This is a genomic window from Deltaproteobacteria bacterium (assembly GCA_015233135.1).
Taxonomy (GTDB): Bacteria; UBA10199; UBA10199; order JADFYH01; family JADFYH01; genus JADFYH01.
Genome location: JADFYH010000008.1, coordinates 60770 through 83506, shown reverse-complemented (window position 1 = coordinate 83506; position 22737 = coordinate 60770). Strand labels below are relative to the sequence as shown.

Below are 22737 nucleotides of genomic sequence, written 5' to 3'. Positions count from 1 at the left end.
AACCTTTTTGAAAGATGCTCATGAGTACAAAACCTGGCGCAGCTCTCGAAACCTTTCTCAATCCTAATAGTAAACGACCCTATGAAATTTTTTTCGAGTGTCCTGAGTTTACTTGTCTTTGCCCAAAAACAGGGCAACCCGATTTCGCAACCATCCACCTTTCTTATATCCCAAACAAACTCTGCATTGAACTGAAATCACTTAAACTTTACCTTTGGTCTTACCGCAACGAAGGGGCCTTTCATGAAGCAATTACAAATAGGATTTTAGATGATCTAATCAAGGCCTGTAGCCCTCGTTACATGGAAATTGAAGCCGATTTTTATGTCCGAGGTGGCATTCACACAGTTGTCAGGGTTAGTCACGGCAAAAAGGCATAACGATGCGCTTCAAAAGCTGTTTGCTCCTCTTTCTTTTTTCTCTGGTCTATTCCCTGGCTTTTCCTTTTCAAATTCAGGCAGAGGACCAACCCCTTTCCCTCACTCTAAAAGATTTTATCCAAAAAACTTTTGAGCATTACGAAAAAATCAAGATCGCCGAGCAAGGCACCCAGGAAGCCTTGGGAAATCGATGGCAATCCTACAGCCTTGCCCTCCCCAATATTCGAGGCAGTTATAGTTATACTCGCAATGTGCTCAAACAAGAATTGTTTTTTCCGACAGGAAAAATTCAGCTGGGTTTTGACAATAGTCATGATTTTTCAGTGGCTGTAAATCAGCCCCTTTTTGGCTTTGGGGCGATTCGTCATGGAATTTCAAGTGCCTCAAAAAATTATGAGGCCACCCTTTTAAACGAAAAACAGACGCGGGCAGAGGTCTTGTTTGAGGCCAGGGAGGCCTTCTTTGCCGCCTTGCTGAAGCAAGAAGAAACAAAAGTGGCGCGTTTTGCCTTTGATCAATCGCTGGAAATTTTGAAGCGCGAAGAGCAGCGTTTTCGGGTGGGGGAGATTGCGGAATTTGATGTGAACCGGGCGGCCCTGGATGTGGAAAATAAAAAGTCGAATGTTTTGGAAACAGAGGCCAATGAAAAACTGGCCCTTGAAAAATTGAGACGTCTTGCGGAAATTTCAAAAGAAGATTTTATCTTGGAAGGTAATCTGGAAGATTTTGCCAACTCCCTGAATGCCGCCAGGGATACAAAAAACCTGAAAGAGAAATTTGAAAACCAGAATCTTCTTTTGAAGAGTCTGGAAAAAAAATCAGAAAGTGCAGAGGAGGGCCGCAAGGCGAGCTTGGCTTCTTTTTTTCCCTCCTTTTCATTGTTTGGAAATTATAGCCGTCAAGGCCAAAGCTCCGAAGATTTTTTTCCCAATGACTCACAGTTTTCTAGTGCAGCATCCTTTGGTTTAAATCTGAATGTCCCTCTATTTGATGGCTTGTTCACGGCAGGAAAGTATAAAAGTGCCGAGGCCCATGCTCAAGGAGCCGCCTGGGAAAAACAACTTCAAGCGAAGGATTTAAAGCTGGTCTTCGATCAGGCACTCAGTGATGCACAGCTGAGTCTTCATCAAAAAAACACCCAGGCGCGCGCGCTTCAGCTGGCTGAAACCTTGTACCATCAAGCACAACTGCGTAAACAAAATGGGCTGATTTCCTACATCGACTTGAAGGATATCCAAAGTAGTTTGGAGCAGGCGCGACTGGCTTACCTGTCTAGCGTTTATCGCTATATCGTGAACTGGGCCAAAATTGATCAAATGCTTGGAGAGGATAACTGACCCGTGCACAACAACTCTCAAAAACTGTTGCTTCTTTTTTCTTTGTAAAGAGAGAGGGCTTTGATTAAGAGAAAACTTGCTTATTCTTCTATCATCAAGGAGACCTTATGAAAGACCTCATCCTCTCTATCGACCAAGGCACCACGGGAACCACCGTTCTGATCATCGATCAATTCTTAAACATCCTCGCAAAAAAAAATAACGAATTTCCCCAACACTATCCTCAACCGGGTTGGGTAGAACATGATCCGGAAGAAATTTGGAACTGCACCGTAAAAACGATACAAGAAACTCTTTCGCTCTCGGGCATAGAGGCCAATCGCATTGCAGGCATAGGCATTACCAACCAACGGGAAACTACCGTTGTTTGGGAAAGAGCCAGTTCCAAGCCCATCCATAAGGCCATTGTCTGGCAAGATAGGCGCACCGCAAAAACTTGTGAGACCTTGAAGAAAAAAGGCTTGGAGAATAAATTCAAAAAGAAAACCGGTTTGGTTTTGGATCCTTATTTTTCGGGAACCAAAATCAAATGGCTACTCGACCATGTTGCCGACACGAAAGAAAAGGCCAAAAAAGGAGAGCTGGCCTTTGGGACGATTGACACCTGGCTCGTCTGGAAACTCAGTGCGGGCGAAGTGCATGTAACCGATCCTTCCAATGCCTCTCGAACTCTCCTGATGAATCTGCAAAGTTTGAATTGGGATACCGAACTGATGAAAATCTTGGGCGTGCCTGCCTCTCTGCTTCCCAAGATTGCCTCCTCTTCTGAGATTTATGGATGCACCAAAAATGTACCTGGCTTACCCGATGGAATTCCCATCGCGGGCATTGCGGGAGATCAGCAATCTGCATTGTTTGGTCAGGCCTGCTTTGGCGCTGGGGAAGCCAAGTGCACTTACGGCACGGGGTCTTTCATTTTGATGAACACGGGCTCCAAAATTGTTTATTCCAAAAATAAACTGCTCACCACCGTGGCCTGGAAAATTGGCAAGCAAGTTTCTTACGCCCTGGAAGGTTCGGCCTTTATTGCTGGTGCTGCGGTGCAATGGCTGAGGGATGGACTAAAAATTATTTCCAAGGCTTCCGAGGTGGAAGCTCTGGCCGCCAGCGTAAAAGACACGGACGGAGTTTATTTGGTTCCCGCCTTTGTCGGCTTAGGCGCTCCACACTGGAAGGCGGAGGCTCGAGGCATTATCCTGGGACTCACGCGAGGAAGCACAGCCGCACACATAGCCCGCGCAACATTGGAGGGAATCGCACTTTGCCAGCATGACATCTTGCAGGCCATGAGCAAAGATTTGGGAAAAAAATTGAAGATTTTAAAGGTGGACGGTGGTGCCTGTGCCAACAATTTGCTGATGCAATTTCAAGCAGATGTTTTGGGGGTTCCCCTTTCTCGCCCGCAGATGATTGAAACCACCGGCCTGGGCGCTGCCTTCCTGGCGGGGCTGGCCACCGGCGTGTGGCAAAGCCCCAAGGTAATTCAGGAAAAATGGAAGGAAGACAAGGCCTTTAAGCCCAGCATGCCTAAGGCGGAGGTGCAGAAGAAAATCGAGGCTTGGGAAAACGCGGTGAAAAGGGCATAAGGGCCCGCGCAAATCACACCAGTTGTCTCAACACATAGGGCAAAATTCCACCATGCTTGTAATATTCCACTTCATCCGGGGTATCGATGCGCAGGGTGACCGTGAAGCTTTTGTCATCTGCCTTTACAATAAGATCCTGTAAGGGTTTGAGGCCGGAAGCGATGCCGTTGAGGGTGATTTGCTCTTTGCCGCTGAGGCCCAGGGATTTCCAGGACTGGCCGTCTTTAAATTGAAGGGGAAGGACCCCCATGCCCACCAGATTGCTGCGGTGGATGCGTTCGAAACTCTCCGCAATCACCGCCCGCACGCCCAGCAGGCGTGTGCCTTTGGCGGCCCAGTCGCGGGAAGAACCGGTGCCGTATTCTTTTCCGGCGAGGACGACCAAGCCCACTTTTTCGTTTTGGTATTTCATCGCCGCATCATAAATGCTCATCTGTTCGCCCTCGGGCAGATGCAGGGTGAGACCCCCTTCTACACCGTTCAGCATCTGGTTTTTGATGCGGATGTTCGCAAAAGTTCCGCGCACCATCACTTCATGATTTCCGCGACGGGCACCATAAGAATTGAAATCGACGGGTTTGACGCCCAGTTCCTGCAAATATTTTCCAGCAGGGGCGGAGGCCTTGATCGAGCCCGCGGGAGAGATGTGATCGGTAGTGACTGAATCTCCCAGCAAAGCCAGTATACGGGCGTTCTGTATGTCGGTAACTGGCACTGGCGTTTTGGTCATGCCTTCAAAATAGGGAGGATGTTTAATGTAAGTCGATTTTGCATCCCAGGAGTAGGTTTCTCCACCGCTGACCGAAATACTCTGCCAGTTGGCATCGCCCTTAAAGACGTCACTGTAGCTTTTTTCAAACATATCGCCTGACAAGGCCTCGGCCGTCGCGCTTTGCACTTCCGCAGTGGAAGGCCAGATATCTTTTAAGAAAACATCTTGTCCTTTGTCGTTTTTCGCCAAGGCCTCGTTGTAAGGATCAAAATTCATTCTACCTGCCAGGGCATACGCGACGACGAGGGGAGGGGAGGCCAGGTAATTCATCTTCACATGAGGATTGATGCGGCCTTCGAAATTTCGGTTTCCCGAGAGTACGGCAGAAACCACCAGGTCGTCTTTTTCTACCACTTGAGCCACTTCGGGAATAATGGGGCCCGAGTTTCCGATGCAGGTGGTGCAACCATAGCCCACAATATTAAATTTGAGTTGTTCCAAATAAGTGAGCAGCCCTGCCTTTTTGAGATAATCCGCCACAACAAGAGAGCCAGGTGCCAGAGAGGTTTTTACCCAGGGTTTTACTTTCAGACCTTTTTCGACGGCCTTTTTCGCCAGTAATCCGGCAGCAATCAAGACCGAAGGGTTGGAGGTGTTGGTGCAGCTGGTGATGGCGGTGAGGACAACGGCGCCTTGTTCGATTTCATAATCTCTATTTTCGACTTTAACTCTCTTCGAAATCTGACCTTCATCCCTCACAAATTCTTTAATGGAACCCGTAAAATTCTTTTTGGCCTCACTCAGCAAAATTCTATCCTGAGGGCGTTTGGGTCCTGCGATGGAAGGAAGCACCGTTGCCAAATCCAGTTCTAAAGTATCGGAGAAAACCGCTTCTTCTTTTTCATTTCTCCATAGCCCTTGTTCCTGGGCATAGGCACGGACGAGATCATTTTGAGCACCGCGCCCCGTGAGTTTCAGGTAATTCAGGGTTTCTTCATCGATAGGGAAAAATCCAATGGTAGCCCCATATTCCGGGGCCATGTTGGCCACGGTGGCTCGATCCGCCAAACTTAGGTGCGAAAGTCCATCCCCATAAAATTCGACAAATTTTCCGACGACGCCTTTTTTACGAAGCATTTGGGTGACGGTGAGTACCAAATCGGTTGCGGTAGCGCCTTCGGGAAGTTTGCCCTTCATTTTGAAGCCAACCACTTGAGGAATCAGCATCGAAATGGGCTGACCCAGCATGGCCGCTTCGGCCTCAATTCCGCCGACACCCCAGCCCACCACACCCAGACCGTTAATCATGGTGGTGTGAGAATCGGTTCCGACCAAGGTGTCGGGATAGGCTTGCATGACCCCCTCTCCCGCCCTACGGGCACCCTCTAAAACATAAACGACTGACGCAATGTGCTCCAGATTCACCTGGTGCACAATGCCGGTATCGGGAGGGACCACCTTGAAATTGGCAAAGGCCTTTTGTCCCCATTTTAAAAAGCGGTAACGTTCGATGTTGCGCTCAAATTCCAGTTGAGCATTTTTTTGGGCGGCATCTGCAGTTCCAAAGAAATCCACTTGCACCGAGTGATCGATGACCAGATCCATCTGTTGCAGGGGATTAATTTTTTTAGGATCGCCTCCCAATTTGATGATAGCCTCGCGCATGGCCGCCAGATCCACCACTGCGGGGACACCCGTGAAATCTTGCAACAGTACGCGGGCAGGACGGTAGGCGATTTCTTTGCTTGGGGTCGCTTTGGCTTCCCAATGGATGATGGCTTCAATATCTTTCGCGCTGACGGACCTATCGTCTTCGAAACGAAGCAGGTTTTCGAGCAAAATTTTGAGAGAAATGGGAAGCTTTGAGATCTGTGGATATTTCTCCTGAAGTTTCTTGAGACTGAAAATCTCGTAATTATTTTTTGAGACTTGGAGTTGAGTTTGAGTGGAGAAGGAGTTTTTGGATGTGGTCATGGCCTAGGTATCCTCAAAAAGGGTTGAAAATTGAATTAGAAAAACCCCATTACTTTCTTTCTGAAATCCATGAAAGCTTTTTTTTCATCAAAATTTTTAGCCCAGATTTTATGCCCCTCTTTCTTAAAAAAGGCTTCTACTTTTTTAATGAATAAAATTTGTTCGCTGGATTTAGGACTATTTTTTAAGGCTTCACTCCAGATTTTAATTACTTTATGGAATGAAACTTTTTGTTTCCTGAATACTTTTAGAATGTCCCGTACATCATTTTCGGTAAAACGGTTCATTTTTCCCACAGACCAGATAACCGGGTCCAGCAGGTAAATCTTAAGCTTGGGATACTGTCTAATGAGTTTCGCTCCCTTGGTAAAGTCAGAATAACCAACCATTCCCCATCGACTGATATCCTCACTAAATTCAATTGGAATTTGATCATTTTTTGAAACTAACTGTAGCTCTTTGGAGATTTCTTCCCAATTTGTTTTGCATTTTAGGGCAAAATCTAAATCTTCGGTAGGGCGAGAGTTCCCTAAAAACCATGCGGCAACCCCACCTGTAAGATAGAATTCGGCCGGATATTTTAAGCGTTTAGAGATATTTTTAAAGAACTGCTCGAGTTTTTTCTTATTCATACAAATAACAAAAGCAGTTTGTTTACCCGTTTAATCAGAAGTAAAACATTTGTTTTCCCAATTTTTTGCTGAAGAAGATACTGGCTATTTTTGATTTTAGTTTGAGTTTTTAAATTAAGATGAAGTGCCTGAATACTGGGCCGCATTACATTCTGCAAAAGAATCACCCAGGGAAGAAAACCTTTTCTCACTGAATCTCTCAAACCCACGCAGGCTCGCGCAATTTCGTCAATTTCAAAGCGGTTTAAATGGATCGAAGGATCACCTCTCATTCTGGCACTATAATTTTTACGTAAAAAAGATCAATTTTTAAATCCTAATTTTTTATCATTTGAAGATTTAATCTCATGAGGCTAATCAAAGGGAATGAAGCTCTCCAGAAAATCTTCCCGATTAAGACAACTGAAGGCCAAACAAAAAAACAAGAAAGTGCTTGCGCCCTGTTGCGTTTGTCAAAAGGAATTGAAGGGAAAGATTATCGGCGACCCCTGGGAAAACTGGGCGCATGAGGAGCATGAGCTCACTTTTTGCTCTTGTTGCGATCGCATTATCTCGCCCCACAGCTCCAATCGCGGGGTGTATTACAAAGATGGAAGGGTCATTTGTGGTTTGTGTACGCAGCAGGCCATTTTGATTCCACTTCAAGCCCAAGAATCGAAGAAAAAAGTTTTGAGAGCTTTGGAAGATATTGGTTTTGCGGGAATTCCTCAAAATATAGAAATGGAAATCGGGCAGTTGAATAGCAGTACTCCTGAAGAAAATAAAAATTACAAGGCTGGAGAGACGCGCACTCAGGTTCATTATTTGAATCCTCAACAAGTGGGACTTTCTCATAAAATAAAAGTTTTGTTTGGAGTTCCCAAGATAGAATTTGAGGCCATTCTGGCGCATGAGTTTCTGCATGTGTGGCAGAATGAAAATAAGCTGAAACTTGCTCCCATGGCCTGTGAGGGCTTGTGTGAGTTGGGGGCTTTTTTGATTTATTCCCAAGAGGACACCGCTTTTGCGCGGTTTAAGATAAAAAAAATGAAGGAAAATAAAGACGCTGTTTATGGAGAAGGTTTTCGACTGATGTTGGCGAAGTTAGAGCATTTGGGTTGGGAGGATTTGATCGATGAAATTTTGGGCCTGGAGAAGAAGCTTGTTCAGAGAGTTGTGAGTGCTGCGCCTAAAGAGTCTTTGCTGAAGAGGGTTTTTGGGAGGCTTTGGGAGTGAGAGAAATTAATAACTTGAGTTCCGCAGATTTTAGTAAGAAGCCACTCTGAAAAGTCCTCTCTCCCTTGAGGGGAGAGAGTCAGAGAGAGGGTGATCCTGAGTGCACTAGAAATACCCCTCACCCTGACCCTCTCCCTCAAGGGGAGAGGGGAAATGCTTTATAGATAGGCACTTGCCAAGAATGAGCAAAAAATGATTCTTAAAATCTGCGGAACTCAAGTAATATTTAATCCAGATGTGGATTGGAACACTCCCTCCCCCTCGACGGGGGAGGGAGATACCTTCTTCACCAAACTCTCATATCCAATTCCCTCTCCATTCTCCGTAGAAACCGGTAAACCCTCTGCCGCCCAGCCTTGTACGGGCTCTCCTGTTTCAAAATTACGGCCTCCGCCGAAGCCTCCCATCATGTTGTAAAGTTGTGTGTAACCCGCTTCTTCCAAAAAGTTGCAAGCTTGCTGCGAACGTCCGCCGGCCTGGCAGCCGATAATCAGCAATTTATCTTTAGGAAGATGGGCCTGAGTAACCTTTAGAAAATCAGGATTGGCCTGCATTTGTCGCTTTTGTTCATTGAGGTGATTGAGGGGAATATTGAGGGCCCCTTTGGGATGTCCCCTTGAAAATTCGGGGATAGATCGTACATCCACGTAAAGGGCATCGGGGTTTTGATCGAGCAAATCCTTGGCTTCTAGGGGTGTGAGCTGGGTGATAGGCATTGTAGAACCTTTCTTTAAGTGATTATCCGTGATGAATTACCTAAATCACAAACATTTTCAACCTATCTCTTTACAGTCCTTGCTAGTCTTGATTAATATGGGAAAGCGAAAGGATAGAATATGGATTTGAATAAACTAGTGAATACCAATGTCAGCACCCACTATACGCTTCCTTCTCCCAAGGAGATTCAGCAAGAGTTTCCCGCCACGGAGCAGCATCTCAAAACGGTGCTTCAAGGGAGAGAGGTCATTCAAAATATTTTGGATGGAAAAGATGCTCGCTTGTTTGTGGTGATGGGGCCTTGCTCGGTTCATGATCCCAAGGCCGCTTTGGAATATGCGCAAAAGCTGAAAGACTTGGCTAAAAAAGTGGAAGATAAACTTTACTTCGTCATGCGGGTTTATTTTGAAAAACCGCGTACCACCGTGGGTTGGAAAGGGATGATCAATGATCCGTTCATGGATGATTCGTTTCATATCGAAGAAGGACTCAAGCGTGCGCGCAGGCTTTTGCTGGCCATCACGGCGATGGGGCTCCCCACCGCGACAGAAGCCCTGGACCCGGTCACGCCCCAATATTTGTCGGAACTTATTTCCTGGTCGGCCATTGGAGCCAGGACTACCGAATCTCAAACGCATCGGGAAATGGCCTCGGGCCTGTCTACTCCCGTGGGTTTCAAAAATGGAACTGATGGAAATATTGAAGTTGCCCTCAACGCCATGAAGTCCGCCTTGAGTTCGCATAATTTTTTAGGCATTGATTCGGAGGGGCGAATCTCGGTGTTCAAAACCAAGGGCAATCCCTATAGCCATCTGGTTTTGCGCGGAGGCAAGAAACCAAATTACGATGCACAAAGTGTGAAGGTCTGCGAGGAAGCCCTCAAAAAAGAAGGCCTGCGCAGCAAAATCATGATCGACTGCTCGCATGGCAATACCAACAAAGATCATCGTCGCCAACCTCAGGTTTTTCAGGAGGTGATTGATCAGGTCGTGGCAGGAAATCAATCCATCGTCGCAATGATGGTCGAAAGCCATTTGGAAGAAGGGGCTCAGGCGATTCCAAAAGATTTAAGTCAGTTGAAATACGGTCAGTCGGTGACGGACAAATGTATTGATTGGGCCACAACAGAAAAAATGATTTTGGAAGGATATGCGAAGTTGAAGTAGGGGAATACCTCACCCTAACCCTCTCCTACCTTAGGAGAGGGAACTAATACAAAAAAATAAATTATCCCCCCTCTCCTAAGGTAGGAGAGGGCCGGGGTGAGGTATGAATCTATGCAACCCACATCCATAAAAAGAGAAAATAACTATATCCATATCGAATGGTCCGACGGCCATAAGAGTATCTATGAAATTAACTACCTCCGCCGTCGTTGCCCTTGCGTGGTTTGTCGCAATGCAAGCGAACGCAGTCTAGATGGCGGGGTGCAGCTGCCTGCGCCCAAGATTTCGCTTCAATTGCTGCACGCCGAAAAAGTGGGGCACTACGCGATACAGCTGAGCTTCAATGATGGGCACGATGCTGGGATTTACTCCTTCGACCATCTGCGGAAAATCTGCCCATGTTCTGCCTGTGCCCCCTCTTAAAATTATTAACTCAGCTTACGCAATTTCTTTGAAATGAAACCCCCTCTCCCTAATCTACAATTCCTTAATCTTCACTTCGTGCTCTTCTACTTTTTCCACCACACGATCTATTTTTTAACCCAATTCTTCTAGTGGAGTCGTCGTCTAAACTAATGACTTGCCAGTAACTGCAAATCATTTAATCCCTCTTCTTGCATTTTTATAGAATATTCAGTTAGGAAAATGGAAATGAAGCTCAAAAGCCTGCACCAACAGCTGCGTTGCCCAGAATGTCGGAGAAGTCAAAACGTTCGGGAGACTCAACGTCTGATGAATTTCACTTTTGGCGATATTATTTTCTTTTGTCGGTGTCGACAAAAATTAGGGGAGATTCGTTTTTCAGAATGGAATCAACTTCAACGGGAAAGCCTTGAAAAGCCTCCTGCCAGTAAAGAAAGTAAAGCCAGGCCTAGCCTTCCGCGTAACCGGGAAAGGCCTAAGGGGCGGGGTCAAGATCGTAATCGTAAAAGACGATAAAACTTGGGGCAGTAGCTCAGTTGGGAGAGCGCTACGTTCGCAACGTAGAGGTCGTGGGTTCGATCCCCATCTGCTCCATTTTTCTAAAAAAATCTCTTCAAAAATCTTAGCACCCGTTTTGCCACCTCTTCTTTATCGTAATCTACCGTAATAATATGGTTGGATTTTTTTAAGGTGAGGGTCTCAACGATTTTTGATCCGATACAGGAGGCAATGTAATCCATGTTGGCATAGGGAACGGTGGAATCGTCCAAGGCATGGGCGATAAAGGTAGGTTGTTTAATCCCGTAAAGTTCTTGCCTAACCTTTTTCTGTAAATCCAGCAGATTGGCCACCGAGGCTACAGGGATTTTTTCGTAAGTCTGATATTTCCGTTGGGCGCTGGGGTCTTTGATGGAGGCTACATATTTGCGTTGATAACGGTAGAGGTATTTGAGCGGCGTTTTCCAGATGAGTGGAAAGAGATAGCGGAGAAGAAATCCATCTAGAAAAAGAGGGGTAGCCAGCAAGGAGACGCTTTTTATCTCGGGGTGTTCATGGGCTAAATGCAAAGCGAGCAAGCCTCCCATCGAAAGTCCCAATACCGAGACTGAATCGCAGTAGCCTTGAAGTTCTTTCAGCGAATTTTTGGCGGTTTCATACCAGTCGCCCCACTTTGTTTTTTCAAGATCTTCTGCCTTGGTTCCGTGGCCTGCCAGTATGGGCGCATAAACACTCAATTTTTGATCGGATAATTTTTGGGCTAAAAACTGAAAACATTCGGGGGTTGCTGTAAACCCGTGCAGGAGAAGAATACCTTTACGACTATTTTTAAAAATAATGTGACGGATGGGTTGTGAAATTCCTGGCCTAAATTTATGAGTCATTGTTCGCCATTGTGCTTCTTCAGATATTGCCTTGACAACTTAAAAAATCACATGATACCCACTCGCGCGTTTCGAACTCCTGTTGCACCTTGAGGCACTCTAATGGAACTCAAAGTCGATATCACCTTTTATTACCAGCTTCTTATTTTCTTGAGCCTGTTCTTTTTGCTCAATATTCTTCTTTTTCAGCCTATTTTAAAGGTGATTGAAGCCCGCCGTAAGGGGACTTCCGGCGAGCGAGACGAAGTGGAGAAGCTTAAGAGACAAGCGGAAGAGAAATCAAGGCTTTATGAAAAAAAGATGGAGGAAGCGAAACGAGAAGGCCTTGTCATAAAGGACGGATTGAAAAAATCGGGTGAAGAAGAAGCCTCCAAAATCTTGAGTGAAGCCCGCTTGCAGGCAGATCAAAATCTAAGGAAACTCGAGCAGGAGATTCAGCAAGAAGAAGTTAAAGGGAAGGATTGGCTAAAGGCCAATTTACCGGTTTTGGGCAAACAGTTGGCGGAACAAGTATTGGGAAGAAGTGTGTAGATTTAAATTGAGCGATTTTTTTGATGTTCCCCCCTCCCTAACCCTCTCCCCTCAAGGGAGAGGGGATTTCCGAACAAGGGTAAGTGAATGACAATTTAGCAATCATGAATAAAAAAACGTTTACATTTTTGCTGTTGATGTTTCTGGCTCCGGCCCTGTTGTGGGCTTCCGAAGAAGCCCATGGTGGACACGTGAATTATTACAAGGAAGTCCTTTTCCCTTACATCAATTTTTTCATCCTCTTTTTTATTCTTTTTCTTGCCGCCAAAAAACCCATTAAGGATTTTTTTCTGACCCGCTCCAAAGAAATTGCCGCCTCGCTGGATCAGGCAGCACATGAAAAGCAGGAAGTACTTACTCGCTACCAACAACAAGAAAACCGCCTCCAAAATATAGAAAAAGAAGTGTTGGAGCTCAAGGCAAACTTCAAGCAACAGGGCGAGCTAGCCCGAAAAAAGTTGATTGAAGAATCGAAGGCCAATGCAAAGTCCATCCAAGAAATGTCTAGTCGGCTGGCAGATCAAGAATTGTTGCGCGTGAAGGAATTTTTGAGGGAAGAATCGGTAAACTCAGTGCTCGCTGGGGCTAGCAAGGTAGTGAAAAAACAATTTAATGCCCAAGATCAAGCTCGTCTTTTCGAAAACAACTTGGAACGCCTGGAGGTTTTCAAATGAACGAAGGTTCAATCGCCCGGCGTTATGCTAAAGCATTGCTTGAAATTGCCCAGACTCAAGGCAAGGTGGATGCTTTTTATAATGAAATTTCCACCCTGGAGGTGGCTTTAAAAAAATCCACTGATTTAAAAACCGTTTTTTTGGACCCCGCTTTTGAGCCTTCAGTCCGAAAACAGATTTTAGAAAAGATTGTTCCCCAATTTTCTCTTTCCAAAGAAGTACTGCATTTTTTCAAATTACTGATCGATCGCGAACGCATTCGTCTTTTGCCGGAAATCCTGCTTTCTTATCAAGATCAAGCGGACGAAGTACAAGCCCGTGTTCGGGTGGAGATCTCTTCGCCTTATGATTTAAGCTCCGCAGAAGAAACCCGTCTGAAAGAAACCCTGCAAAAGATCTTACTGAAACAGATCATTCTTCAAAAAAAGAAGGATGCCTCACTCTTGGGGGGCGTGCTGATTCGGGTGAAGGATGTGGTGTTTGACGGAAGTTTGAAAAACTCGCTTGAAAAATTGAAACATCAAATGATGGAGGCTCCCATTCACTAAGGATGGAGCGAAGGAATTATGCAAATCAGACCCGAAGAAATCAGTCAAATTATTCGCCAGCAAATTGAAGGTTACGAGCAAATCATTGAGCGTTCCGAGGTGGGAACGGTTCTCTCGGTAGGGGATGGAATTGCACGCGTCCACGGCTTGGGTGAAGTGATGGCCGGAGAATTGATCGAATTTCCCGGGGAGGTATACGGCATCGCCCTGAATCTTGAGGAAGAAAACGTGGGGGCAGCGCTGATGGGCCTTGGCGCTGAAGTAAAAGAAGGGGATCTGGTTAAAAGAACGGGACGTATTGCTGAAGTTCCCGTGGGAGAATCCTTGGTGGGCCGCGTAGTCAATGCCTTGGGACAAGCGGTGGATGGATTGGGTCCTATCGAGAGCAAAGAGAAAAGAAAAATTGAAGTGAAGGCCCTGGGAATTGTGGCCAGACAACCGGTGACCCAACCTTTGCAGACCGGCCTAAAAGCGGTAGACTCAATGATTCCCATCGGTCGAGGTCAGCGAGAACTCATCATCGGTGACCGGCAAACCGGAAAGACCGCCATTGCCCTAGACACCATCATCAATCAAAAAGGGCAAAATGTTTATTGTATTTATGTAGCCATTGGCCAAAAACAATCCACCGTTGCCCAGGTGGTAGAAAAACTTAGACGCCACGGGGCCATGGATTACACCATCGTTGTTGCAGCCAACGCCTCCGAACCCGCTCCCCTGCAATTTCTGGCTCCTTTTACGGGTGCCAGTATGGGCGAGTTTTTTCGCGATTCGGGCCATCATGCCCTGATTATTTACGATGATTTGTCCAAGCATGCCGTGGCCTATCGCCAGCTTTCCCTTTTATTACGCCGACCTCCTGGTCGTGAGGCATTTCCTGGAGATGTGTTCTATCTACATTCTCGCTTGCTGGAACGGGCTGCCAAGCTTTCCGCCGATTTGGGCGGAGGTTCGATGACCGCCTTGCCCATCATTGAAACCCAGGCGGGGGACGTATCGGCTTATATCCCCACCAATGTGATCTCCATTACCGATGGGCAGATTTATCTGGATACTGACTTGTTTTACTCCGGCGTGCGCCCCGCGATTAACGTCGGTCTCTCGGTTTCGCGCGTAGGGGGTAATGCTCAAATTAAGGCGATGAAACAGGTTGCAGGCACTTTGCGATTGGAACTTGCCCAATTCCGTGAGCTGGCTGCCTTTGCCCAGTTTGGATCCGATTTGGACAAAGCGACACAAGCTCAACTGGCACGAGGGGAACGTTTGGTAGAGGTGTTGAAGCAAGGGCAATATGTCCCCATGCCCGTTGAAAGGCAGGTGTTAAGCATTTTTGCCGCCACGAACGGCTATCTGGATGCCTATCCTACAGATAAAGTGCAAAAATATTTAAGTGAAATGTTGCTGTTTATTGAGACCAAACATCCGCAAGTGCTGGGTGATTTAAATACTAAAAAAACTTTGGATGACGATTTGAAGAAGAAACTGAAAGCGGCGTTGGAGGAGTTTAAGGGGAGTTTTACATAGAGTTTTTTTCCTAAACTCCTCCTCTTAAGGTAAGAGGAGGTCGGGAGGAGTTATGTCAATTTGTATCAAAGTGACCATAACGCCCCCTAACCCCCTCTTAGCTTAAGAGGGGGAATTTTCGATGGTGTTTATCGGATGGCTACACTAAAAATCATACGCAAACGCATTTCGAGTGTGAAGAACACTCAAAAAATTACCAAGGCCATGAAAATGGTTGCTGCGGCGAAGTTGCGTCGGGCGCAGACCGCCTTGTACAAGGCTCGTCCTTATGGGAGGCATCTGAGTCGCTTGTTGCTCAAAGTGAGTGCCAATGTTTCAAGGGAATCGCATCCCTTTTTTAATATTCCTGAGCAGCAACAAAAATCAGTCAATGTGGTGGTAATTAGTTCTGACAAGGGCTTGTGCGGAGGCTTCAATTCTAACCTGCTTCGAAAAGTGCATTCATATATTAGTCTTGATTTGAAACACTATTCCCGTGTCAGTCTTCGAGTGGTAGGGCGCAAAGGAAGAGATTTTTTCCGTGCCAAAAAAGTGGGCATCGATCAGGAGTTGGCAGGTTTAGGCGAGAAGCCCTTGTACGAAGATGCGCTGAAGTTGGCACATGAAATTTTGGAATCTTATTTGAGGGGAGAATTTTCTTCTCTTTATTTGGCCTTTAACAGTTTTAAATCGGCCATTTCCCAGGAAGTCCAGATTCGTCAGATTCTTCCCTTGGAGCTTTCTCAAACCGAGTCTGTAGAAACACTTTCACAGGATGTCATTTTTGAACCCTCTCCAGACGAAATGTTTAGCGCCTTGCTTCCAAAGGCCCTGGCCTCCGAAATTTATTTGGCCTTCCTGGAGTCCCAGGCCTCAGAGCTGGGGGCCCGAATGTCTGCGATGGAAAATGCAACGAACAATGCCAAAGAAATGATTGGCTTGCTCACCTTGCAGTACAACCGTGTCCGACAAGCGGCCATCACGAAAGAGTTGATGGATATTGTGAATGGTGCGGAATCGTTAAAATAGATTTATACCATATCCTCCCCTTAAGCTAAGGGGAGGTAGGAGGGGTTATGCTCACTTTGCATCCAAATGACATAACGCCCCCGAAATTGTTCACACAATTTCCCCGTCTTAGCTTAAGAGGGGGAATTCAACGATTGAGGGATTATTTATATGTCAGAACTAGCCAAAGGAAAAATTGTTCAAGTCATCGGACCTGTGATCGACGTCCGTTTTCCGGTAGGAGAATTGCCCGAGGTTTATACAGCCCTGAAAGTGACCAATGCTTCCATCGATGCGCGTCCTTTGAATCTCGTAGTAGAGGTAGCGCAGCACTTGGGTGAAAGCACGGTGCGTTGCGTGGCCATGGATTCCACCGATGGTTTGGTGAGGGGGCAAGAGGTAGTGAATACAGGGACTCCTATTCAAACCCCAGTGGGGGCAGAGGTGTTGGGACGCATCCTGAATGTTGTGGGTGAACCGGTGGATCAACTGGGACCTGTGAATGCCAAAAAATCTTATCCTATTCACCGGGAACCTCCCAAGTTTGTGGATCAAAGTACTGAAGCGAAGATGTTCGAGACCGGCATCAAAGTGATCGACCTCCTTGCTCCTTACTCCAAGGGAGGAAAAATCGGCCTCTTCGGAGGTGCCGGCGTGGGTAAAACCGTTCTCATCATGGAACTTATCAACAACGTGGCCATGCAACACGGTGGCTACTCTGTATTTGCTGGCGTGGGCGAGCGTACCCGAGAAGGAAACGATTTGTGGCTAGAAATGAAGGAATCCGGAGTTCTCAAGAAAACGGCCCTGGTTTACGGACAGATGAACGAACCTCCCGGCGCCCGTGCCCGGGTTGCCTTGACGGCGCTTTCCATTGCCGAATATTTCCGTGAAGAAGAAAATCAGGACGTGCTTTTGTTTATCGATAACATTTTCCGCTTCACTCAAGCCGGTTCGGAAGTGTCGGCCTTGTTGGGTCGTATCCCCTCTGCCGTCGGTTATCAGCCGACTTTGTCCACCGACATGGGCACCTTGCAAGAGCGTATTACTTCGACCACCAAAGGTTCTATCACTTCGGTTCAAGCCATCTATGTCCCTGCAGATGATTTGACTGACCCTGCACCTGCAACCACCTTCACCCATTTGGATGCGACCACCGTTCTTTCCCGTCAAATCGCCGAGCTGGGAATTTACCCTGCGGTGGATCCTCTGGATTCTACTTCTCGAATTTTGGATCCTCAGGTCATTGGGGAAGAGCATTACAATGTGGCCCGTTCCGTTCAGCAGGTCTTGCAGCGTTATAAAGATTTGCAGGATATCATCGCCATTTTGGGGATGGATGAACTCTCAGAGGACGATAAACTCACGGTATCCCGCGCCCGAAAAATCCAGCGCTTCTTGTCTCAGCCTTTCTACGTGGCCGCCCAGTTTACCGGCATCGACGGAAAATATGTAAAACTGGAGGACACCATAAAAGGCTTCAAGGAAATCGTAGCCGGGAAATACGATGACATCCCCGAACAGGCTTTTTATTTAGTCGGCACCATTGAAGAAGCCTTGGCCAAAGCCGAGAAATTGGCCTCTGCGGCTTGATTATTTTTCTCCCCTCTCCCTTGACGGGAGAGGGTTAGGGAGAGGGTGATATTTGGGCTCCAATATCACTGCAATTCAGATTAATTTTTAAGAAATTATTTATCCATGCAACTCGAAATCTCTACCCCCTCTGAAAATATTCCTTCGCAAGAAGTAGACTCCGTCACGCTTCCTGCTTACTGGGGAGAAACCCAGGTACTGCCTGGGCACGCTCAACTCATTACTAATTTGGTAGAAGGGAATCTGCAGATTCAGTCCAAAGGACAAACCCATCAATATAGTATCAGCAGTGGAATTGCTGATATCAGCCAAGAAAAAGTTTTGGTATTGTGTGAGGGGTTGGCCGAGTTGAAATAACCTGAAGACACAATCTAAAAATCATCCCTTCCCACTTAACCCAGTGCCGGCCTGAGAAGACACGTTCAGAAGCACCCCCACACAGACCGACATCACCAGAATGGAAGTACCCCCATAACTGATGAAAGGAAGCGGCAGGCCTTTGGTAGGAAGCAAGCCCATCACTACACCAAAATTGATAAAGGATTGCACCACAAACAAGGCCGTAATGCCCAAAGCCAGGTAAGTGCCAAATAAATCGGGGGCACAAATGGAGGCTCGAAAGCCGCGGATAATGAGGATGGCAAACAAGGCTAAAATAGTGAGAACTCCAAAAAGACCCAACTCTTCGCCCACCACTGATAAAATAAAATCGGTATGCGCCGCCGGTAGATAAAATAATTTTTGCCTCCCCTGACCCAAACCCGCACCCCAAATTCCTCCCTGATTAAATCCCATAAAAGATTGAATAACCTGGAAACCAGTATCTGCTAAATGTTTCCAGGGATCCAGATAAGCTAGAAATCGCATCATGCGATAGGGCTCAACCATGATGAGGATGACGAAGGCAATCAAGAACAAGAGGATAGCCCCCGCTAAATAGGAAACTTTGGTTCCTCCGACATACAAGAGCACCATCATCACAAAAGCCAAAGTCACCACCGTGCCCAAATCTTTTTGCAACACGATGAGTGCCATCATTCCACCGGCCACGATAATATGAGGCAGCACCCCGATGCTAAAGTTCTCCATTTTTTCACGTTTTTTAGTCAGAGAATAAGCCATAAAAAGGATGAGCGCGATTTTTACCATCTCCGAAGGCTGGAAGGTAAAACCCAAGACTGAAATCCAACGCCGCGCCCCACCCACTTTTACTCCGATGCCTGGAATAGCCACCAGTATGCAAAAAAATGCTGTGATAAACATCAGCGGATAAACCAATTTCCAGTATCTGTGGTAATCGACACGCTGAGTGATAAAGAGCAGCAGAAAACCCAGCGTGCAAAACAGAATTTCTTTTTTAAAGAAATAAAAGGGATCGTGGTATTTTTCCAAGGCAAAGATGGCCGAGGCAGAATAGACCATCATGGCCCCAATGAGGATGAGCAAAATGGTGGAGGTGAGTAACCAGTAGTCGGGTTTTCTGTTTGTCATAATTTCTTCACCCACTTTTGAAATTCATCCCCCCGATGCTTATAATCTTTAAACATATCGAAGCTGGAACAAGCGGGGGAAAGCAAAACCACATCGTCTTTTGCCGCAAGGCTGGAGCAGGTATAAACTGCATCTTCCATGCTGGTGGCGTCTAAAATGGGAAGCAGACCTTCAAAGCAGGCACGAATTATTTCTTTCGCTTCACCAATCAACACCAAAGCCTTTACTTTATTTCTAAGCAGACCTTTCAAAATGCCGTAATCGCCACCCTTGTCTTTGCCACCGAGGATAAGGATCACCGGTTTATCGAAACTGGCTACCGACATGGCCACCGCGCCAACATTGGTACCTTTCGAATCGTCATAATAATTTACGCCTTGAACTTCTCGCACCCATTCCAAACGATGAGGCAGAGCCTTGAAATTTTCCAAAGTTTTTTGGATGAGGGAAGCCGGCACCCCCGCCAGCTCTGCCATCGCAATCGCCGCCATCATATTCTCGATATTGTGCAGACCTTCCAATGTTGCCTTCGACAAATCGTAGTAACTTCCCCTCTCCCTCGAACAAATCACGGACTCACTTTTCCAATAAACCCCTTCCACTTTCTGAGTGGAACTGAAGGGAATCGTTTTCGCCTGCACCGATTCAAGCATTTCCAACACGTGAATATCGCCCGAGTTGTAGACAAAAAAATCCGTTTCGTTTTGGTTGAGACAGATCCGGGCCTTGGCATCGATGTAGCCCCTCATGTGCTGATGCCTCTCGAAGTGATCGTCTGTGATATTCAAGAGCGCAGCGATGTGGGCATGGAAGTGTTCCACGGTTTCGAGTTGAAAACTGCTCACTTCCAACACAAAAAAATCAGGTTGATCATTTTTTTGAATGAGGGAAAGCCAGGGTTCACCCAGGTTTCCGCCTACCATTACTTGCTTCCCTGCATTTTTCAGCATGGCGCCGACGAGTTCAGTGGTGGTGGATTTACCATTGGTGCCCGTGACGGCAATCACGGGAGCCGACGTAAAATGCGAAGCAAATTCCAGTTCGCCGGTGATAGGAATTTTTCTTTCCTTCGCTTCGCTAAGCAAAGGATGAAACAAGGGAACACCCGGACTGGTAATAATCAGATCAATCTTATTTTCCAGAAGGGTTTCATCTTCAGTATTAGAAAACAAATGATTAGAAAAAAAACTTTGCGCTTTTTCGGAAAGCCTTTCCAAGGGGGAATCATCTACACCAATAACGACTGCACCCCGCTTGCTCACGAATTCGCAGACCGCGAGACCGGTGGCGCCTAGGCCGAGGACAAGGATGGTTTTGTTTTGAAGATTCATAGGAAGCTACCTCAACTTCAAAGTCGCCAGTGACAAAATCGCCAAGATCAAACTCATAATCCAGAAACGCACAATCACTTTGGGCTCTGCCCAACCTTTGAGTTCAAAGTGGTGGTGGATAGGCGCCATGCGAAAGATGCGTTTGCCGGTGAGTTTAAAGGACGTCACCTGGCTGATCACCGACAAGGCCTCAATGACAAATATTCCACCCACCATAATGAGCAAGATCTCATTTTTGGTAATAACAGCAATCAACCCCAGAGAAGCGCCCAAAGACAAAGAGCCGGTATCTCCCATAAAAACCTGGGCTGGATAGGTATTGAACCAGAGAAATCCCAGTAAAGCTCCTACCAATGCCCCGCAGAAAACCGTCAATTCTCCCGCGCCCGGCACATGAGCCACCTGCAAATAATTGGAGATAATGATATTGCCCGCCACATAAGAAAAAATAGCATAGGTGGAATAGGCCACGATGGAAGGCCCTGCAGCAAGACCATCCAATCCATCGGTTAAATTCACCGCATTCGATGCCCCCACAATTACCAGAGAGACTACAATCAAATAATACCAGCCTAACTCCGGATGAAGATTTTTAAAAAATGGGAAATGCAGTTGGGTATCGATGTGTGAAAAATGAATCAAGATGGCCCCTGCCACACACGCGATCAAACTCTGCAGCAATATTTTCTGTTTGGGACTGAGTCCTTCGTTTTGTTTTTTGAGCAGCTTTCTGTAATCGTCCACAAATCCCAAGGCCCCGTAGGCCAGCAACACGCCCAGGCACAACCACAAATATTCCTGAGAGAAATTTCCCCAAAGAAGGGTGGAAAAAACACCTGCAATAATAATGAGCGCACCCCCCATGGTGGGCGTTCCCGATTTTCCCTGATGACTCTTGGGCCCTTCCTCGCGAATGTACTGACCAATTTTTTTCTGTACCAGATAATTGATAAAGCGTTGCCCAAAGATAAGAAAAATAAACAAGGAAGTCATCAAGGCGCCAAAGGAGCGGAAGGTGATGTATTTGAAGATATTCAAATAGGGAAGCAGTGCTTCGCAATTGGCGTGTGTTCGACAATATTCGTAGAGGGTGTAGAACATAATAAAGTATCCCAATCCCCCCCAACCCCCCTTATTAAGGGGGGAATTAAAGGGGGGATTTCTTCAACAACTCTGTTACCCGCTCCATCTTGGCTCCGCGGGATCCTTTGACAATAATGAAACTGGCTTCTTGGGCCCATTCTTTTATTTTTTGTTCGGCCTCTTCAAGATTGCTGGCTGCAAGGGCATGCGAAGCTTCCAAACCACTAGCCACCGCTGCTTGCAGCATCTCTTGGGCATAGGGGCCGATGCTCACCAGATAATCGATTTGATTTTTCACCACGATCTTTCCCACACGCCGATGACCTTCCGCTGCAAAATGACCCAGCTCCCGCATCTCACCCAAAATAGCCAAGGCCTTTTTTCCTTTTTTCAATCCGGCCAGACTTTGCAAGGCCACTTCCATCGAGGAAGGATTGGCATTGTAGCAATCGTTGAGTAGGGTTTTTTTACCGAGGCTAATCAATTCCATGCGCATGGCGCGGGCCTTAAACTTTTGCAAACCTCTTTTGATCGCCTCGTAAGGAAGTGCCAAAGCAAAACCCACAGCCACCGCGGCCAGGGCATTGCGCAGATTTGCTTCACCTAGGGCCTCACAGTAAAAAGAGTATTTTTTACCTAAATAACAAACTTCAAAAATTATTTTTTGGGCCTCCATCTCCCAGGCCGAGCAAAAAATATCGGCAGGATTTTCCAAGCCAAAAGTCAGACGGTAGGCCTTCGTCTTCATTTTTGAGATATAGGGATCATCCTCATTTACTAGGGCTAAAGAACCCGAAGGTAGCGTCTCGAAGAGTTCAGCTTCTGCCTGGGCCACACCCTCCAGACTTTTCAATTTTTCCAGATGTTCAAAACCAATATTGGTGAGCAAGCCCAGCGTAGGCTGGGCAATTTCGGTTAAACGCGCCAGTTCTCCAAAATCGTTCATTCCCAACTCGAAGATCGCCGCCTGATGTCTGGCATCCAGCTTGGCAATCATCTTGGGCACCCCAATGAGGTTGTTCAGATTTCCCTCAGTAGCCAGGGTGCTATAATATTCTGAAAGAATAGCCGCACACATGTCTTTCGTCGTCGTCTTGCCATTGCTGCCACCGATACCCAAAACAGGGATTGAAAACCTGGCCCGCCAGGCCTGGGCAAGATCTCCCAGGGCCTTCAAAGTGTCTTCCACCCCAATCAATAGGAGGGGAAGATTTTGATGTTGCGCGGGCTTAAAATATTTTTTTTCTAAAATAAGGGCCGCGGCTCCTTTGCCAGCCACTTCTTCCATATAATCGTGGGCATTAAATTTTTCACCGACCAGACAAAGAAAATAATCCCCTTTTTGCACAGTGCGGCTGTCGGTAGAAAGAGAAGTAAGATTGGGACTTCCCTCTCCAGAGAGGATTTGCGCCTGGGTGATCTTTAATATTTCTGCGAGTGAAAATTGCATA

The 22737-nt window shown here is 46.6% G+C and carries 23 protein-coding genes and 1 tRNA gene; 15 read left to right on the top strand and 9 right to left on the bottom strand.

Features of this window, described 5'->3' with window-relative positions:
* Window positions 1-20 precede the first annotated feature (20 nt).
* From queF to glpK, 3 genes are all read left to right on the top strand, one after another.
* The gene (gene queF, locus HQM15_04095; GenBank protein ID MBF0491941.1) at window positions 21-380 is read left to right on the top strand and encodes an NADPH-dependent 7-cyano-7-deazaguanine reductase QueF; all 360 of its coding nucleotides are present in this window, start codon (window positions 21-23) and stop codon (window positions 378-380) included.
* A gap of 2 nt (window positions 381-382) precedes the next feature.
* The gene (locus HQM15_04090; GenBank protein MBF0491940.1) at window positions 383-1717 is read left to right on the top strand and encodes a TolC family protein; all 1335 of its coding nucleotides are present in this window, start codon (window positions 383-385) and stop codon (window positions 1715-1717) included.
* Between the two features lie 107 nt (window positions 1718-1824).
* Window positions 1825-3303, top strand: coding sequence for a glycerol kinase GlpK (gene glpK / locus HQM15_04085; protein ID MBF0491939.1), 1479 nt, complete (start codon window positions 1825-1827; stop codon window positions 3301-3303).
* Window positions 3304-3316: 13 nt separating this feature from the next.
* On the opposite strand, the gene acnA is transcribed toward glpK, so the two are convergent.
* From acnA to HQM15_04070, 3 genes are read right to left on the bottom strand one after another with little or no spacing between them, the layout of a single operon-like run.
* On the bottom strand, window positions 3317-5989 hold the full coding sequence (gene acnA / locus HQM15_04080) for an aconitate hydratase AcnA (GenBank protein ID MBF0491938.1): 2673 nt from the start codon (window positions 5987-5989) through the stop codon (window positions 3317-3319).
* Between the two features lie 35 nt (window positions 5990-6024).
* Window positions 6025-6621: a hypothetical protein gene (locus HQM15_04075; protein MBF0491937.1), complete on the bottom strand. Its 597-nt coding sequence runs from the start codon at window positions 6619-6621 to the stop codon at window positions 6025-6027.
* Window positions 6618-6893 carry a hypothetical protein gene (locus HQM15_04070; GenBank protein MBF0491936.1) on the bottom strand — a complete coding sequence of 92 codons (276 nt, stop codon included), beginning with the start codon at window positions 6891-6893 and terminating at the stop codon, window positions 6618-6620. The genes HQM15_04075 and HQM15_04070 overlap by 4 nt, the downstream gene beginning before the upstream one ends.
* 94 nt (window positions 6894-6987) lie before the next feature.
* Here HQM15_04070 and HQM15_04065 point away from each other — a divergent pair, with 94 nt between their 5' ends.
* Window positions 6988-7836, top strand: coding sequence for a protein DA1 (locus HQM15_04065; GenBank protein MBF0491935.1), 849 nt, complete (start codon window positions 6988-6990; stop codon window positions 7834-7836).
* Window positions 7837-8051: 215 nt separating this feature from the next.
* Here HQM15_04065 and HQM15_04060 read toward each other — a convergent pair whose 3' ends face one another.
* Window positions 8052-8552: a rhodanese-like domain-containing protein gene (locus HQM15_04060; protein MBF0491934.1), complete on the bottom strand. Its 501-nt coding sequence runs from the start codon at window positions 8550-8552 to the stop codon at window positions 8052-8054.
* A gap of 120 nt (window positions 8553-8672) precedes the next feature.
* Here HQM15_04060 and HQM15_04055 point away from each other — a divergent pair, with 120 nt between their 5' ends.
* The 4 genes from HQM15_04055 to HQM15_04040 all read left to right on the top strand — a co-directional run bounded on the left by HQM15_04055 (window position 8673) and on the right by HQM15_04040 (window position 10736).
* Complete coding sequence (locus tag HQM15_04055; GenBank protein MBF0491933.1) at window positions 8673-9719, top strand: 3-deoxy-7-phosphoheptulonate synthase; 1047 nt, start codon at window positions 8673-8675, stop codon at window positions 9717-9719.
* Window positions 9720-9830: 111 nt separating this feature from the next.
* Complete coding sequence (locus HQM15_04050) at window positions 9831-10142, top strand: DUF971 domain-containing protein (protein MBF0491932.1); 312 nt, start codon at window positions 9831-9833, stop codon at window positions 10140-10142.
* Window positions 10143-10370: 228 nt separating this feature from the next.
* Window positions 10371-10658, top strand: a complete 288-nt coding sequence (locus HQM15_04045; GenBank protein ID MBF0491931.1) for a hypothetical protein — start codon at window positions 10371-10373, stop codon at window positions 10656-10658.
* Between the two features lie 5 nt (window positions 10659-10663).
* Window positions 10664-10736: transfer RNA gene (locus HQM15_04040), tRNA-Ala, on the top strand.
* Window positions 10737-10741: 5 nt separating this feature from the next.
* On the opposite strand, the gene HQM15_04035 is transcribed toward HQM15_04040, so the two are convergent.
* Entirely contained in the window at window positions 10742-11524 is a 783-nt protein-coding gene (locus HQM15_04035; GenBank protein MBF0491930.1) for an alpha/beta fold hydrolase, read from the bottom strand.
* A 102-nt stretch (window positions 11525-11626) separates the two neighbouring features.
* Here HQM15_04035 and HQM15_04030 point away from each other — a divergent pair, with 102 nt between their 5' ends.
* From HQM15_04030 to HQM15_04000, 7 genes are all read left to right on the top strand, one after another.
* A complete protein-coding gene (locus tag HQM15_04030) occupies window positions 11627-12055 on the top strand; it encodes an ATP synthase F0 subunit B (protein ID MBF0491929.1) in 429 nt (142 codons plus the stop codon).
* Window positions 12056-12159: 104 nt separating this feature from the next.
* A complete protein-coding gene (locus tag HQM15_04025; GenBank protein ID MBF0491928.1) occupies window positions 12160-12729 on the top strand; it encodes a hypothetical protein in 570 nt (189 codons plus the stop codon).
* The gene (gene atpH / locus HQM15_04020) at window positions 12726-13277 is read left to right on the top strand and encodes an ATP synthase F1 subunit delta (GenBank protein MBF0491927.1); all 552 of its coding nucleotides are present in this window, start codon (window positions 12726-12728) and stop codon (window positions 13275-13277) included. Before HQM15_04025 ends, atpH begins: the two co-directional genes overlap by 4 nt.
* Window positions 13278-13295: 18 nt before the next feature.
* The gene (locus tag HQM15_04015) at window positions 13296-14801 is read left to right on the top strand and encodes a F0F1 ATP synthase subunit alpha (GenBank protein MBF0491926.1); all 1506 of its coding nucleotides are present in this window, start codon (window positions 13296-13298) and stop codon (window positions 14799-14801) included.
* A gap of 135 nt (window positions 14802-14936) precedes the next feature.
* Window positions 14937-15809: an ATP synthase F1 subunit gamma gene (atpG, locus tag HQM15_04010; protein ID MBF0491925.1), complete on the top strand. Its 873-nt coding sequence runs from the start codon at window positions 14937-14939 to the stop codon at window positions 15807-15809.
* Window positions 15810-15959: 150 nt separating this feature from the next.
* Window positions 15960-17381, top strand: coding sequence for a F0F1 ATP synthase subunit beta (gene atpD / locus HQM15_04005; GenBank protein ID MBF0491924.1), 1422 nt, complete (start codon window positions 15960-15962; stop codon window positions 17379-17381).
* Window positions 17382-17486: 105 nt separating this feature from the next.
* Entirely contained in the window at window positions 17487-17738 is a 252-nt protein-coding gene (locus HQM15_04000; GenBank protein ID MBF0491923.1) for a F0F1 ATP synthase subunit epsilon, read from the top strand.
* 21 nt (window positions 17739-17759) lie between these two features.
* On the opposite strand, the gene ftsW is transcribed toward HQM15_04000, so the two are convergent.
* Genes ftsW through HQM15_03980 form a run of 4 tightly spaced genes read right to left on the bottom strand, consistent with a single transcriptional unit; the run spans window position 17760 to window position 22736 of the window.
* A complete protein-coding gene (gene ftsW / locus HQM15_03995) occupies window positions 17760-18872 on the bottom strand; it encodes a putative lipid II flippase FtsW (protein MBF0491922.1) in 1113 nt (370 codons plus the stop codon).
* On the bottom strand, window positions 18869-20203 hold the full coding sequence (gene murD, locus HQM15_03990; protein ID MBF0491921.1) for a UDP-N-acetylmuramoyl-L-alanine--D-glutamate ligase: 1335 nt from the start codon (window positions 20201-20203) through the stop codon (window positions 18869-18871). Before murD ends, ftsW begins: the two co-directional genes overlap by 4 nt.
* Before the next feature lie 6 nt (window positions 20204-20209).
* Window positions 20210-21304 carry a phospho-N-acetylmuramoyl-pentapeptide-transferase gene (locus tag HQM15_03985; GenBank protein ID MBF0491920.1) on the bottom strand — a complete coding sequence of 365 codons (1095 nt, stop codon included), beginning with the start codon at window positions 21302-21304 and terminating at the stop codon, window positions 20210-20212.
* Window positions 21305-21350: 46 nt separating this feature from the next.
* Window positions 21351-22736, bottom strand: coding sequence for a UDP-N-acetylmuramoyl-tripeptide--D-alanyl-D-alanine ligase (locus HQM15_03980; GenBank protein MBF0491919.1), 1386 nt, complete (start codon window positions 22734-22736; stop codon window positions 21351-21353).
* Window position 22737 lies beyond the last annotated feature (1 nt).